This is a genomic window from Methanococcoides vulcani (genome assembly GCF_900111645.1).
In the GTDB taxonomy this organism is placed as follows: Archaea; Halobacteriota; Methanosarcinia; order Methanosarcinales; family Methanosarcinaceae; genus Methanococcoides; species Methanococcoides vulcani.
Window position 1 is genome coordinate 1 of sequence record NZ_FOHQ01000003.1, and the last position, 16,163, is coordinate 16,163.

10 protein-coding genes are annotated in these 16,163 nt (G+C 44.4%); 4 read left to right on the top strand and 6 right to left on the bottom strand.

The features are described 5' to 3' along the window. Positions 1-268: SDH family Clp fold serine proteinase (locus tag BMX02_RS05385; protein ID WP_449288725.1), on the bottom strand; the 268-nt coding region annotated here is incomplete at its 3' end. Between the two features lie 725 nt (positions 269-993). Here BMX02_RS05385 and cas1 point away from each other — a divergent pair. Beyond that, positions 994-2,190 carry a CRISPR-associated endonuclease Cas1 gene (gene cas1, locus BMX02_RS05390; RefSeq protein WP_091689689.1) on the top strand — a complete coding sequence of 399 codons (1,197 nt, stop codon included), beginning with the start codon at positions 994-996 and terminating at the stop codon, positions 2,188-2,190. Between the two features lie 196 nt (positions 2,191-2,386). Here the strand turns inward: cas1 and BMX02_RS05395 are convergent, their stop codons facing one another. Both BMX02_RS05395 and BMX02_RS05400 read right to left on the bottom strand, forming a co-directional pair. Beyond that, positions 2,387-6,070 carry a right-handed parallel beta-helix repeat-containing protein gene (locus tag BMX02_RS05395; RefSeq protein ID WP_280176524.1) on the bottom strand — a complete coding sequence of 1,228 codons (3,684 nt, stop codon included), beginning with the start codon at positions 6,068-6,070 and terminating at the stop codon, positions 2,387-2,389. Then, on the bottom strand, positions 6,071-7,093 hold the full coding sequence (locus BMX02_RS05400; RefSeq protein WP_091689691.1) for a NosD domain-containing protein: 1,023 nt from the start codon (positions 7,091-7,093) through the stop codon (positions 6,071-6,073). Between the two features lie 346 nt (positions 7,094-7,439). On the opposite strand from BMX02_RS05400, the gene BMX02_RS05405 reads away from it, so the two are divergent. The 3 genes from BMX02_RS05405 to ppsA all read left to right on the top strand — a co-directional run bounded on the left by BMX02_RS05405 (position 7,440) and on the right by ppsA (position 11,599). After that, positions 7,440-7,922, top strand: coding sequence for a hypothetical protein (locus tag BMX02_RS05405; protein WP_091689692.1), 483 nt, complete (start codon positions 7,440-7,442; stop codon positions 7,920-7,922). Positions 7,923-8,276: 354 nt separating this feature from the next. Next, positions 8,277-9,002, top strand: a complete 726-nt coding sequence (locus BMX02_RS05410; protein WP_091689693.1) for a hypothetical protein — start codon at positions 8,277-8,279, stop codon at positions 9,000-9,002. Between the two features lie 191 nt (positions 9,003-9,193). Next, on the top strand, positions 9,194-11,599 hold the full coding sequence (gene ppsA, locus BMX02_RS05415; RefSeq protein WP_091689694.1) for a phosphoenolpyruvate synthase: 2,406 nt from the start codon (positions 9,194-9,196) through the stop codon (positions 11,597-11,599). A gap of 87 nt (positions 11,600-11,686) precedes the next feature. Here the strand turns inward: ppsA and metX are convergent, their stop codons facing one another. The 3 genes from metX to pscS are packed head-to-tail and all read right to left on the bottom strand — an operon-like array spanning position 11,687 to position 15,837. Further along, a complete protein-coding gene (gene metX, locus BMX02_RS05420; RefSeq protein WP_091689695.1) occupies positions 11,687-13,153 on the bottom strand; it encodes a homoserine O-acetyltransferase MetX in 1,467 nt (488 codons plus the stop codon). Further along, positions 13,150-14,448, bottom strand: coding sequence for an O-acetylhomoserine aminocarboxypropyltransferase/cysteine synthase family protein (locus tag BMX02_RS05425; RefSeq protein WP_091689696.1), 1,299 nt, complete (start codon positions 14,446-14,448; stop codon positions 13,150-13,152). The genes metX and BMX02_RS05425 overlap by 4 nt, the downstream gene beginning before the upstream one ends. A 9-nt stretch (positions 14,449-14,457) precedes the next feature. Continuing rightward, a complete protein-coding gene (pscS, locus tag BMX02_RS05430) occupies positions 14,458-15,837 on the bottom strand; it encodes an O-phospho-L-seryl-tRNA:Cys-tRNA synthase (protein ID WP_091689697.1) in 1,380 nt (459 codons plus the stop codon). Between the last annotated feature and the right edge of the window lie 326 nt (positions 15,838-16,163).

Here is a 16,163-nt window from a genome sequence, read left to right on the forward strand (position 1 = left end):
GTATGCTGGCATGCATTTGACCTCCGGGTGTGTGCATGATAATATCTATGGGCCGGTCACCGGTCTCCCTGATGGCTCGAAGTACCTGTTCAGCATCCTCAACATCTATGTACTGGTAGACAGGAACACCTAACATGGAAACTGCTTCTTTCCTGTGTATCATGGTAAGAACCTTTGTGCCCCACATGCGCTCCATCCGTTTGATCATGGAAAGCCTTTGCATCTTAATCTTCTTGAGCTGGGACTTGGGATAGACAAAAGCGTACAAGAAGAAGATCAGAGATAAGATTATCAGAATTTCTGTGACGGTGATTTCGGAAATCGAGACCAGAATGATACCCCCTAAACCAATTTGTACTCCCATTTATACGCACAAATTATGCATCATAATTTGACAATGTATAGTAAACATATTACATTTGGTAAATTAAATACATAATCGTACTTGCTGTTAGTAGGTGACTTGATGGTAAGTGACAAAAAAGAAAAAACGTAGCTTTTTTATTTCCATCTTCAAAACTATAAAAAAAGGGTTGTGTGAAAATTTTACAAAAGCGTAGTGTTTTTTGCTATTACCTATATCCCCGACTTGCTATGCGGGGATATAGGGAAAACGGGAAAAGGCAACTCCCGAAATTACTTTAACTATTCGTATTAGTAAGGCCTATCCCTCTATTTAATTTATTTAAGGAAGTTGTGTGAAGGCAACTCCCTAAACTTCTCGAATATTACCTCTATATCCGAAGATTATACTTACGGCCCATTTTTTTTATAAGTCATTATCCGTAAAATACTCTTTTTTTTTATTTCATAAAACGCAATCAGTAAGCACATTTTATACAAAAGTTATATATACTAAAAAGTACATGTCATATATGTACGTTTCTATCAGATTCTTCAGCTAATTATCTGTAAGATTCAAAAAAAAAAATGGTATCGAAAATTGATGCATTAGCTTAGCTGATCATTTGAACTAATGGAAGGTTATCTACAATGAAAATGCTACTTCTAAACGGTCATGGAATTAACATGAGGGTTGATGCTGCTAAACTCCATATCAGGGATGGGAGATTTTCAACCACTGAAGAACCGCAAAAGTATGTTTTCTATCCAAAAAGGGTGGATATTGATAGTATTGTTGTGTATGGTCGGAGCGGATCACTGAGCTTTGAGGCTATCAGGTGGTTAATCAAGCACAATGTACAGATCACAATTCTCAATTGGGATGGAAAACTGTTGACAACAATGCTTCCTCCTGAGAGTACAAACGTAAAGACAAAGTTTGCTCAGTACCATGCCTATGAAGATCAGGATACAAGGATTGAGTTTGCCAAGAAGTTCATTGAGGCTAAGTTCTCAAAATCAGAATCTGTTCTTGATTATCTGCAGCAAAGGTATCCTGACATTGAGTATGATTTCACTGATGATAAAGCCAGACTTGAGAAAGCCAAATCCATAAGGGAGATACTTGGTGTTGAAGGTGGAGTTGCCTGGAAATACTGGAATGAGTATGCCAAAGCCGTTCCTGAGAAATATGATTTTAGATCAAGGATAGACCAATACAGAAGAGCAACAGGAGCTGGTGATAAAACCAATGTAATGCTCAATTATGGCTATGCATTGCTAGAAGCCGAGTGCCTGAGAGCCATTAATTCAGTTGGTCTTGATGTTCATGTTGGTTTCCTTCATGAGATGAACCAGAGCAAGTACAGTCTCGCTTATGATTTGCAGGAACCATTCAGATTCATTGTGGATCTTGCTGTTATGAACCTAATTGAGAAGGGAACAGTGGATAACAAGGATTTTATCAGGACTGAGAGCTTCTCGTTGAGGCTTAAACCGACAGGAGCGAGAAAGGTTACTGAGGAATTCAATACTATGATGAATGGAAAGGTTGAGTACAGGAAAAAGAACAGTTCCTGGAGTTCTGTACTGTTGCTCAAGACAAGGGAGCTTAGCCATCATCTTGTTGGGAAGAGAAAAGCTGTTGAGTTCTGCAAGCCTGTTTATGTGGGTGAAAGGGATGACACTGACCTGTTGAGGAAGAAGATCATTGAGATGCCTTATACTGAATGGAAGAAGATGGGATTTTCTAAAGGTACGTTGCATTATATGAAGCAGAATGTCAGAAGTGACAAAACGTTTACCCTCAATGCTCATGTGAGGGAGAGGTTGGAGAACTGGGGCTGAGTGAAAGGTGTTCGAATCTCTCCATCCCCATCTGGTTTTTCTCTTGGCTTTAACTATAAACTATCTTTAACTACAAAATAGTATACTTGACCATAAAGTCCTGCAGCTATCAGGCAACTCTGGCTTAAAAAAAAGAATGCACAACTCCCGGCTCAATTACCGGAAGCATGTGCGAATTGTTCTCATTTCCAGACGATTATGTCTTGATCTGGATTCTACCTTTCTCTACCTCCGTTATCGGATCTGCATAGTCTCCATCGATACCAATATTATTGTCGTAGATGACAGTTGTTGCATTCCAGATCTTTATCCTGAACAGGTCGTCATCATCATCAATTACCGATACCAGGAACTCATAGTCATCCTCACCGTTTACCATACCATTTCCTCTACAGGTAGCTTTGTGACCTTCAACCACCATCCAGTAATAGCTCTCTGACTGGAATTTTAGACTCTCAAATTCAAACTGAGTCTCACCCCTCAGTTTACTTTTCTTATACTCTGAATTGAAGTCGAATGTGGCCACACCCTTAAGAGATTCATCCATATATGCACCTGCAAGTGAATCAAAACTTCCTTTACCGGCTACAGATCCACCATCCGAATCGTATACGATCACATACTTGAATTTGGTGTCACTATCGAGTTCGTCATCCTCAACAGTTAATGTGACATTATACAGGCCAGCGGCTGCATATGTGTGGTTTGCATCCACAGCACGGACACCCAAGGTCAAAGTAGCTGATTCGGTTCCGTCACCCCAGTCAATGGTATAGTTATGAGTATCCAGAGAACCTGGATCAGTGAATGTGGCATTTAAAATCACTTCAGTACCAACTTCAATTGGTTCAGTTGGCTGCACAGTAAGGGTTATGTTTGGTGCAACATTGTTGACTGTAACAATGGCTGTATCGTTAGTAGCTATTTTACTGTCATTGACTTCCAGTTTAACCACACCACTCCAGTCATCATTCCATGTGTTGTTTGCAGTTGGGATGTCTGACCATCCAGTATCCCATATTCCATCATTATTGAAATCCCATCTGTAAGTGAGAGTATCTCCATCGGGATCGGTGGAATTGCTTCCATCAAAGGTTATGGATGAACCCTCATCACCAACATAGGGACCATTGGCATCTGCAACAGGTGCCCAGTTTGGATCTGTGAGTGGCAGATAGTCAGTATTCCCATCAAAAACGTATTCATTTTCAGGTGAATCACAGAACCCATCGCCATTCGCATCTGCATTAACCTGACTGAAGCCCGTACCATTCGGATATGCCCAGTAGTTTCCACCAAGATAAGGTCCGCCTATGATGTTCAGACCTGCTGTTTTGGTGATGTTCCAGATGTTTCCGGTATTGGTGCCTGCAAATTCAGTGTTGTTTGTGTTGTTGAAATGGTTGTTGTAGATGGTGTTGGAGGTGGAATTATACAAACGGATGCCGATATTGTTGTCCATCGCCGTGTTGTCGGTTAGTATGTTGTAGCTGGAAGGACCACTGACAGGACTCGGACTTATTTCACCAACCAGATGTATACCGTATTGTGTATTGTCCATCGCCGTGTTGTTGGTCAGCTTGTTGTTGCTGGAATACTCCAGATAGATGCCATCGCCGGTATTGTCCGTCGCCGTGTTGCTGGTCAGGTTGTTATAGCTGGAATAATAAAGCCAGATGCCATTCCCGTTATTCGACACCATGTTGTCGGTCAGTATGTTGTAGCTGGAACGGCCAGTGATAGAACCCTTCGGACGACCATCCAGATATATACCGTGTTGTGTATTGTCCGTCGCCGTGTTGTTGGTCAGCGTGTTGTTGCTGGAAACACTCAGATAGATGCCGTGGTCGGTATTGTTCAACGCCGTATTGTCGGTCAGTATGTTGTTGTTGGAATGGCCAGTGCGACGGGAAGCACCCAGCGTGATACCGCTCCAAGTGTTGTTCGACGCCGTGTTGCTGGTCAGCGTGTTGTTGCTGGAAGATGTTAGACGGATGCCGTAGTTATTGTTCGACGCCGTATTGTCGGTCAGTATATTGTTGTTGGACTTAATCACGCCGATGACAATGAAACGGTAAGCATTCAGATTGATACCGTCGCCGGTATTGTCCGTCGCCGTGTTGTCGGTCAGTATGTTGTAGCTGGAAGATCTTAGACTGATGCCATCACCGGTATTGTCCGTCGCCGTGTTGCTGGTCAGGTTGTTATAGTTGGAAGAATTCAGACGGATGCCGTAGTCGTTGCTCGACGCCGTGTTGTCGGTTAGTATGTTGTAGCTGGAAGGGCCACTGCCAGGACTCGGACTTATTTCACCAACCAGATGTATACCGTATTGTATATTGTCCATCGCCGTGTTGTTGGTCAGGTTGTTGTTGCTGGAATACTCCAGATAGATGCCATCACCGGTATTGTCCGTCGCCGTGTTGCTGGTCAGGTTGTTATAGCTGGAATAATAAAGCCAGATGCCATAGCTATTGTTCAACGCCGTGTTGTCGGTCAGTATGTTGTAGTTGGAAGGGCCACTGCCAGGACCTCTCACCTTACCAACCAGATAGATGCCGTGGTCGGTATTGTCCGTCGCCGTGTTGCTGATCAGTTTGTTATAGCTGGAAACACTTAACATGATTCCGATATTGTTGTTCGACGCCGTATTGTCGGTCAGTATGTTGTTGTTGGAAGGGCCAGTGAAACGGGAAGCACCCAGATTGATACCGCTCCAAGTGTTGTTCGACGCCGTGTTGTCGGTCAGGTTGTTATAGCTGGAAGATGTTAGACGGATGCCGTGGCCGGTATTGTTCGACGCCGTGTTGTTGGTCAGCGTGTTGTTGCTGGAAGAATTCAGATGGATGCCGTAGTCGTTGTTCGATAAGTTATTGTTGCTGATAGTGTTGTTTAGAATTCCATCAAGGAATATTCCGCTAGTATTTGTGGCGCCTGTAACATTGAATCCACTGATTGTCACATTATTTCTGGTCACGTTAAAGACATGAACACTTGAATTATTAGCCTGAACATGGGTATCATCCGGATTTCCAGATTCTGAGATTATCGTTAACTCCTTGTTCACGTCCACATTTTCTGTATAAATTCCTTTATCCACAACAATCGTGTGTCCATCAAATGTTCCAGAATCATCGATAGCAGCTTGTATTGTAAAAAATCCCTTGCTAGAATCTATATTGTGAACAGTTGGGATTGCCATTGTTGTAAGCGGCAGATAATCTCCTCCACTAGTTATGCCGCCTGAAGAGTTGTATGGAAGCAAGGTATTACCAAGTCCATCTCCATCGGTATCTACACCAGTATAATTTGACCAGTAGTTTCCACCCAGATAGTCTCCTCCAATGATGTTTGTACCTGCTGTTTTTGTGATGTTCCATTTGTTAGTTCCAGCATCATACGCATTGTGGGTGTTGTTGAAATAATTGTTGTAGATGATGTTATTGTTGCTGGGACCCTCAAGATAGATGCCGTGGTCAGTATTGTTCGACGCTGTGTTGCTGGTTAGGTCGTTGTTGCCGGACCAATCCAGATAGATGCCGTGGTCGGTATTGTTCGACGCCGTGTTGCTGGTCAGGTTGTTGTTGCTGGAAAAATACAGATCGATGCCGTTCAAGTTATTGTTCGACGCTGTGTTACTGGTCAGGTTGTTGTTGCTGGAATATTCAACTATGATGCCGAAGTTATTGTTCGACGCCGTGTTGCTGGTCAGGTTGTTGTAGTCGCTGGAACCATACAGCTCGATGCCGGCGTAGCTGTTGTACAACGCTGTGTTATTGGTCGCAGTGTTGTAGTCGGAAACTTCCAGAGTGATGCCAGCGAAATAGTTGCCCGACGCCGTGTTGTCGGTCAGGTTGTTGTAGTTGCTGGATTCATACAGCTAAATGCCGTAGTCGTCATTGCCCGTCGCCGTGTTGCTGGTCAGGTTGTTGTAGTTGCTGGAATGTTCCAGATAGATGCCGGCACCGAAGGAGCCAACGTTGTTCGACGCCGTGTTGTTGGTCAGCGTGTTGTTGCTGGAAGAATACAGTTCTATGCCGCGATAGTTGTTCGACGCCGTGTTGCTGGTCAGGTTGTTGTAGTCGGAATCTTTCAGATAGATACCATACACGTAGTTATCCCCCACCGTGTTGCTGGTCAGGTTGTTGTATTCGGAATTTTTCAGATAGATGCCGTAATCGTTGTGACTCGCCACCGTGTTGCTGGTCAGCGTGCTGTTGCTGGAATTGTCCAGATAGATGCCTGCCTTACCAGGGGCTATAGCACCTTTTATATCAAACCCGCTGATGGTCACCCGGTCAGCAGTAACATTGAAGACATGAACACTTGAATTATTAGCCTGAACATGGGTATCATCCGGATTTCCAGATTCTGAGATTATCGTTAACTCCTTGTTCACGTCCACATTTTCTGTATAAATTCCTTTATCCACAACAATCGTGTGTCCATCAAATGTTCCAGAATCATCGATAGCAGCTTGTATTGTGGAAAAGTTCTTTCCAGAATCTATATTGTGAACTGCAGTCCACGTTTTCACGATGGTGTCATTGCATTCGCCGTACGTGGGATCGATATGCGTTGCCTTGATTGTATCAGTACCCGGTGCCGTTCCGGTGTAGGTGAACGTTGCATTTCCATTAGCATCTGTTGTATCGGTGCCATTCACCCCGATATGTGGACCCGAGGTGACATTGAAAGTCACTGTCGCTCCCACAATAAAACCATCTGCATCATCCACTGTTGCCGTAACAGTGTGCTCGGTACCCACAGTATTTGTATCGTTTTCCTGAGTCAGAACAATTTTGTCTGGACTCGTCAAAATTGCTACAGCAGTTCCCGCAGACATCATTAGTAATATCAAGGATATTCCAAAACAAATCAGTATACTTTGTTTAATTTTCATTATCCACACCACCAAATAATAAAAAATCTACACGCAGAATTTATTTTATATTTAAAAGAGGCACTTAAAAGTATTAATACTTTTTTTGGAAATTGAATCAGTAATGTAACTCAAGCTTCCACAAAGTACAGATGCAGCCTATTTGTGCACTACATGTCCATTTCAAGCTTGATGCATTGAATTAAGTTGCAGCAATAGGCAGAATGCTAAGAGTGACAAGCCGGTTGCTCTCAATGCTCATGTGAGGGAGAGGTTGGAAATATGGTAATGCTAATTAATAACAGTACTTTATTTAACTAAAAGGAGCACAAAATGAATAAAATTGAAATTCGGAAAGGTGAAAAGGATGTATGTTGAGAACGAATTTAGAGAATATAAAGAAGATGTAATGAAACTTTTGGACTATTTTGAATGTCCAGAGGGATGTGAGAAGTGTAAAAATGTGAGGGAGAAGAGCGGTGTCACGGTGGAAATGTTCCCATTCTGGATTCAGAATAAAGAGTATCCTGATAAAATAGCAATTGCCCCTTGTGATAAGGGTGTGGAAATTGCGAAGGCTTTTGCAGAACAGAAGAAATCATTGTTTGCTCATATTGTTGATGTTGGACAAATGGATGAGCAAGAGGCTGTGGAATTGTATGCGTCTTTCCTTGGCAATGTTGAATTATTGGAGGAAGAAAGTAAGACATTTACTGGAACAGAAAAAAGCTGTGGCAATTTGATAGTTGATATAAAGGATGTCTTTATGCTTTTGTCATATGTGAGTTATGATGAGGACAATCAAAAAGAATCCCAAAGATATTTTGATAAGGCTTTAGGCGTGAACTAAGCCCCGCATAGAAAGTTGGGGGTATAATTAATGGCAATGTTATGTATGATCATAGGATTGTTATTGCAAGCTATTATCTTTTTAAAAATATCTCCACCTACAACGCTATGAAGAAAAAACAGTATTTCCTTTTCTTTTCACCACATGACTTCGAATTTTTCCGTAGCTAAAGGCATCCTTATATGATATTATAAGAATGTAGGTTCTAGGTGAAAACGTACACTCAAGAAAAATAAGTTAATGTATACAATACTTTTTACATGATTTATCCGACATAGTTATCCTTTCAAAGTGGGCGAACATGTTGATTTTGGTGTATGTTATAACCAATATGTTTATACATCAGGTGATATTATGAAAACAAAAAACGCTTCACTTCCGTTACTAATACTTGTCGTACTTTCGACAATAGCCTCCGGCGCAATTATCCTGAGCGCTGACGACACCACCAATGAAGAAATATTGATCGACAATGATGGTATCGATGAGAGCAACATACTACAACCAATAAAGACGGTAGCTACCATCATAGGTATCGACTCATGGGACGGAACGACAGTTCTACTTCTTGACCAGGATGAGTGTGATATTGGAGAAGGCTACCCATGCGACCTATATCTGATGATCGGACAGGAAACAACTATCACAGATAGTAACGGGAATCAACTTACTATTGAAGACCTTACTGAAGGAACAAGAATTGAAGCAAACTATGGACCAATGACAACAAGAAGCCTGCCACCACAAAGTGCAGCTGTTAGCATTGTTGTACTTGATGAGAATGTTCAAACCGCTCCACAGCCTGTTAAGACGATCGCAACGATCCTTGGAACTGAAATATGGAGTGAAAACACAGTCCTGCTTCTGGATCTGGATGACAGCGATATTGGTGAAGGTTATCCATGCGACATCTATCTGATAACAGGTCAGGCAACGACCATCACAGACAGCAACGGGAATGAATTTACCATTGAAGACCTTACAGAGGGAACAAGGATAGAAGCTTACTACGGACCAATGGTAACAGCGAGTTTGCCACCACAAAGCGGAACTTTGAAGATCGTGGTCTTAACAGAGTGAAATAAGAATAGCAATTGCATGGTTACAAAAAGTGATCAGCTTTTTGACCATGCCTCCTCTTTTTAGATCATTTTGATCAGTCCTCATAACTTCCATCAACTCTTCCCTTTTCTCCAAAAAGTCTAATACCCTTAAAAATTAATCATATTTACATTAAAAGAATAATTCATTCTCATAACCGGGGGTTAATCATGGGAGATAGCAAATACATTCGATGGTTCGAAGAGATACGTATAGAGGACATACCTTCGGTCGGAGGTAAAAATGCCTCACTCGGTGAGATGTACCGGGAACTGACAGAGAAAGATATCAAAATACCAAACGGTTTTGCGGTTACAGCGGATGCTTACTGGCACGTCCTGGAATCTGCAGGTGTGCTTGAGAAACTCAAGGATAGCCTGGAGGGACTGGATACATCAGATGTCAGTGACCTTGCTGAGAGAGGGAAAAAAGCAAGGAGCATAGTACTCGATGCAGGGATACCGGATGATCTCTGGAACGAGATCAAAGAGGCTTACGATAAACTGAGCGAAGAGTACGGACCTGAGACCGACGTAGCAGTTCGCAGTTCTGCAACAGCAGAGGATCTTCCTGATGCTTCATTTGCAGGACAGCAGGAAACATATCTCAACGTACACGGCTACCACTCCCTGAAAGATGCATGCAACCGGTGCTTTGCCTCACTTTTCACGGACAGGGCAATATCCTACCGTGTGCACCACAAATTCGATCACTTCAAGGTCGGCCTGTCAATAGGTGTCATGAAGATGGTACGCTCAGACCTTGCATCCAGCGGAGTTATCTTCACCATTGACACCGAATCCGGATTCGAGGATGTCGTCTTTATAACAGGATCTTACGGTCTTGGAGAGAACATCGTACAGGGACTTGTCAATCCGGATGAGTTCTATGTTTTTAAGCCCACCTTAAAAGAAGGTTACAGGCCAATTATCAAGAAAAAGCCGGGTAACAAAGAGATAAAGATGATATACGGACGTGGGGATTCACGCATACTTACCCGTAATGTTGAAGTTCCCCTTGCAGACAGGAGGAAATTCTGCATCAACGATGACGAGATCCTCCTGCTTGCAAAATATGCAGCTACCATCGAGGACCACTATTCTATAAAGAAGGGAAAGGCCGTGCCCATGGATATCGAGTGGGCAAAGGACGGTAACACCGGTGAGCTGTTTATTGTTCAGGCAAGACCTGAGACCGTGCAATCCAGAAAAAGGAAAGACATCCTTGAGACCTATTTCCTTGATGAGAGATCCCTTGTTTTCGTCACTGCCAGAAGTGTAGGTGACAAGATCGCAGCTGGTAAGGTACATGTGATCGATGATGTGTCAAAACTGTCTTCGTTCAAACAGGGAGAGATACTGGTAGCTGATACGACAACTCCTGACTGGGAACCTATTATGAAGCGTGCAGCTGCCATTATCACTAATAAAGGTGGAAGGACATGCCATGCAGCTATCGTCAGCCGTGAACTGGGAGTTCCGGCTGTCGTGGGTGCACAGGATGCTACTGAAAAACTAAGGAATGGAATGGATGTTACGGTCAGCTGTGCTGAAGGTGATATCGGCAGGGTCTACGACGGCATATTGCCTTTCCATATAGAGACGGTTGACCTCAAGGGTTTTGGAAAGACAAAGACCGAGATGATGATGAACCTAGGGAATCCGGAAGAAGCCTTTGCCCTTTCAATGATACCTAACGATGGTATCGGACTTGCAAGACTTGAGTTCATCATCACGAGTTACATCAAAGTCCACCCCATGGCACTGATCCATCCTGAAAAAGTAAAGGACGAAAGTGTGCTTGAGGAAATTGAGAAACTCACCTCCGGATACAAAAGCAAGGAAGACTATTTCGTGGAAAAACTTTCCCAGGGAGTGGCGACCATTGTAGCTTCTTTCTATCCGAAACCTGTGGTGGTGCGTATGAGCGATTTTAAATCGAACGAGTATGCAAGCCTGATCGGGGGGGAATACTTCGAGTTCGAAGAGAGCAATCCCATGATAGGTTTCAGGGGAGCATCACGCTATTATGATGAACGCTACAGAGAAGGATTTGCACTTGAGTGCAAGGCCATGAAGAATGTCAGGGACGAGATGGGACTTACGAACCTCATCCTTATGATACCTTTCTGCAGGCGTATAGAAGAAGCAGAAAAAGTGATTGCTGAAATGAAAAAGAACGGTCTGGTAAGGGGACAGAACGGCCTGCAGGTATATGTCATGTGTGAGATACCAAGCAATGTGCTGCTGATAGATGAGTTCAGCAAATACTTCGATGGCTTTTCCATCGGCTCCAATGACCTTACCCAGCTGATCCTTGGTGTTGACAGGGATTCCGAGATACTTGCCTCGTCCTTTGATGAAAGGGATGAAGCGGTGAAGAAAATGGTTTCCATGGCAGTCCAGGGAGCAAAGAGGAATGGAAAGCACAGTGGAATTTGTGGCCAGGCACCCAGTGATTTCCCCGAATTTGCCGAGTTCCTTGTGAGAGAAGGCGTTGACTCGATCTCGTTGAATCCGGATTCTGTGATGAAGATCTCATTGAAGGTTCTGGAAACGGAAAAAGAGATGGGATGAATTTCATTTTTTATTCATTCTTCTTCTTTTTTTTATTCATACTTTAGTAGATGAAATATCTGTAAAAAACTAAAAAGTAAAAAGCTATCAACCGATCAATCGGCTGATATCCTCGCGATCAATAATTCCCACAAGCCTTTTCTTCCCATCGACCACAGGCAAAGCGGAGATGCTATGTCTTTCCATGCGCTTTGCAGCGGCAACGATGGGCTCATCAGGCATTGCCACAAGTACTTCTTTTGTCATGATGTCATCCAGCTTAATGGATTTTAGTGCAACCGCTTTTGAGATATCCCAGGACGTGACGATACCGGCAAGACAGCCTTTCTCATTGACCACCGGCAGGTGTGTCAGACCTTGCTCGAACATTACCTTTGCAGCTGTTTCTATGCTAACACCTTCCCTGATGGTCGCAACCGCTTCGGTCATGACATCACCAACGGATGTGTGTGTCAGGAAATTGTGGATCACATAGTTGATGTGGCCGCTCTCGAGCAGGAATGCATCATGGCCGTAGCTGGACTCGATCTCCCTGTAGCTTACATCGTGGTCATTGAATAGAAGAGCTTCCACTACCTTCTTTGACTGGTATGGAGGGTAAAGCCAGTCCGAGGTTATGGAGATCAACAGTATCTTTGCCTGAATGTCCTCCAAGCCTTCTGCAAGGGAACCGTTCTTTGAAAGGTCGAAATAATCGACTGCCTTTGTCACATAGAGATAGGAATTGGCATCGAACCTTTCGGTAAATGCTTCTCCCTGATATTTCAGGTAGCTTTCGACCTGGAAATCATTTGACATATCGAACTTGTAATTCTCACCCTGCTGCAGTTTCCTGCCGAACTTATCATGCATGGAATCATCGCTAAGATATGTGATGTGAGCTATCATTCTGGCTGTGGCTAACCCATGCACAGGAGGATTTCCGGAATAATAGTCACCTTCATCCCAGTCGGGATCGGAGACTATGGCATTCCTGCCAACCTCATTGAAAGCTATCTGCTGCGGTGATGAGACTGCTGTGGAAGCGATAACAACCGCTTTTCTCACAAGATCCGGGTAAGCAACTGTCCACTGGAGGGTCTGCATGCCACCCATGGAACCGCCTACTACTGCAAGGAGAACCTTGATGCCGAGATGGTCTATCAGCTTTTTCTGGACGTTCACCATATCGCCGATAGTTATCACCGGAAAAGTGATATCATACGGCTTTCCTGTACCAGGATCCAGTGATGCAGGACCAGTAGTGCCTTTACAGCCACCCAGTACATTTGAGCATATAACGAAATACCTGTCAGTATCGAGGGCCTTGCCCGGTCCGATGACATCCTCCCACCAGCCGGGTTTGCGGTCATTCGGGCTATGCCTCCCTGCAGCATGTGCATCACCGGTCAGGGCGTGGCAGACAAGGATGGCATTACTTTTGTCCTTATTCAGGTTCCCATAGGTCTCATAGGCGACCCTGATATCCTTCAGGGTCTGCCCACCTTCTAAGAGGAACTCACCTTTAATTGTATGATAGTTAGTTCCAACAATACCTACGGACCTCTCGCTCACTGCTGAGACCTCTCTAAAGCCTGATCGATGTCAGCAATAATGTCTTCTGCATTCTCAAGGCCCACGGACATCCTGATGAAATCATCGGTTACACCGGTCTGCTCACGCTCTTCCTTTGTGAGTTGCTGATGTGTTGTAGATGCAGGATGAACAACGAGTGTCTTTGCATCACCGATGTTAGCCAGATGTGAGAGCAGTTCTACGTTCTCGATGAACTTCCTGCCTGCTTCCAGTCCGCCCTTGACACCGAATCCAAGGATAGCACCATAGCTTCCTTCAAGGTACTTGCCTGCCAGTTCATGGGATGGATGGTCCTCAAGACCGGGGTAGTTCACCCATTCGACCAGCGGATGGGATGCAAGGTGTTTTGCTACCTTTAGCGCATTCTCACCGTGTCTTTGTACCCTTAAAGGAAGTGTTTCAACACCCTGTATGAACTGGAATGCATTGAATGGGCTCATTGCCGGACCAAGGTCACGCAGATGTTGTGTGCGAACTCTGAGTATGAAAGCAAGATTTCCCATTCCGGGAATGTCACCGAAGGATTCCCAGAACTTCAGGCCATGATAGCTGGGGTCGGGTTCTGTGAACTCAGGGAACTTTCCATTGTCCCATTTGAAATTCCCGGAATCCACGATTATGCCGCCTATGGAAGTACCGTGACCTCCTAAGAACTTGGTTGCAGATATCACGACAATGTCTGCACCATAATCTATCGGCTTTGTGATACCCACACCCACGGTGTTGTCCACAATTAGAGGAACGCCGGCATCGTGTGCTATCTTTGCTATCTTTTCAAGGTCCGGAACATCAAGTTTTGGATTTCCGATTATCTCTACATAGATGGCACGTGTCTTTTCGGTGATCGCCTTCTCGAACTCTTCTGGTTTTGTGGAATCCACAAAGTGCACCTTCCTGCCGAATTTTGGAAGGGTGTGGTTGAAGAGCTGGTATGTGCCACCATAGAGATTGTTGGCAGAGACTATCTCATCACCAAGCTGTGTGACAGCCAGGACCGTTAAGGAAATGGCAGCCATGCCTGAAGCTACACCAAGTGCACCTGTACCGCCTTCGATGGCAGCTACCCTTTCTTCCAGGACACCGGTCGTCGGGTTCATCAGGCGTGTGTAGATGTTGCCGAATTCCTTCAGCGCGAAAAGGTTCGCTGCGTGATCTGCATCTTTGAAAAGATAGGCAGCGGTCTGGTAAATAGGGACTGCGCGTGATCCTGTCGGGTCAGGCTCATGTCCTGCGTGTAATGCTAATGTGTCTAATCCATAAGTTTTGTCAGTCATAATTGTACCTCAGTTGATATTAAGTTCGTATTTTTCAGCGATCTCAAGGAATGCATCCGAGAGATAGTGTATCTGGTCCCACGAGAGTCCGTATGTGCTCAGTTTCCAGCTTCTTGTAGCACCGGGGAACTCACCTGCGATACCGCGTTTCTTCAGTTCGTCACTGAAGAAATATCCCCTGCGTTTGTGCGTCTTTGCTACTTTGTCGAAGCTGTTGGTGGTATCCACCTTGGAAAGAGCATGCTTTCTCGGGAACTCGCTCAGCACTTCATTTCCTTCGATCCTCAGGAACTCGTTGAGGAAATAGTTGGATTTCCTGACTTCCTCATCCCAGTGCTTTGTCCTTTCTTTCACATATGGGAACGATGCCATCATTGACAGCAATGGAGCTCCCATCAGTGTGCACCCAAGGAACTCTACCTCCTTGATACCGAACTTCCTTCCGGTGACATCACCGACCATCTGGGTGGTCCTGAATATCTTGTCAGACCATTCTTCCGTGGTTGCCAGCACTCCCGAAGGAGCTACAGAGGCCATGCTCTTGTGCCCGGAACCTACTACGAAGTCCGCACCGAGCTTCTTTCCATCAACCGGCATGATGCCCACTGTATATGCCCCGTTGTACAGGAATGGAATGCCATATTCCTGTGCCACTTTACCGATACCATAAATATCGTGTTCATTACAGAACAGATAGTCGAAATGGTCGATCATGATAAGGGACGGTAATTTACCGGTCTCTTTTTTCACTTCATCGATCTTGTGTGCCACAGATTCGGCTGTGAGTACATTTTCCTCGTTCACAGGAGCTTCTCTTACAACTCCTCCTGCGCCTTCCACAGCGAGGAATTCCGTATAATGTGCAAATGCAGATACGACCACCGTGTCACCCTTTTCAACAAGGGTTGAAGCAACGGCCTGGAAACCTCTCCTGGCGCCAGGAACTACTCGTGCCTGGTCCATTCCAACGAACTCTGCGAGCTCTGTGTGGAATTCTGCGATCGAAGGTTTTTCGATCTTATCGAGCCTGAAGGGTTTTCGGCAGTTGTCACAGGTTGAGTAACCGTCCCCATAAGCTATGACAGCTTTGCGGGCTTCCGGGGTCAGTCTTCCACCGGCCTGAATGGGCTGTATGTTTATGAACTCCTCTTCCCTTGTTCGGCACATAAGGTCGCCCACAATACTGACAGGGTGTGTTTGGCCGTCTTTTGCGCCTATCTCCTCGATAAGGCCGCCAAGACCCGACACGATCTCAGAAAAGTGTGCAGACTGCTCATCGCTCATACCCGTAGGTAAAGCCTGCCTTACTATCTGCCTGAGATCCTCCAGTGCGAACTGGGTTTCGAATATTTTGTTGGCGAGATATTTTTTGTTGATTTGTTCATCCATTCTGTTACCACCTGCTCGTTTCGGGATATGCAAAACTGTAAAAACAATTTCGAACCCCAATCGATCGGTCTGCTATACCTGAACCACTTTTGCTGGTTCCTTCAACTTGTTAACGGCGTTAACTGTGTATGGATTCACAAAACTGCTATATAAAAGTAACTGACTGCAGCACTTATAAGTTGCAGAAGTAAACCCACGCCATACTATGGTGTGATTTAATTATATATAAAGTAAAGGATTGTGGCAATGTGCTTATGTGTACAATAATATGACCTCTTCATCATTAAAGTACAACTATTTTGCATACACTTTTATAGGACAAAATT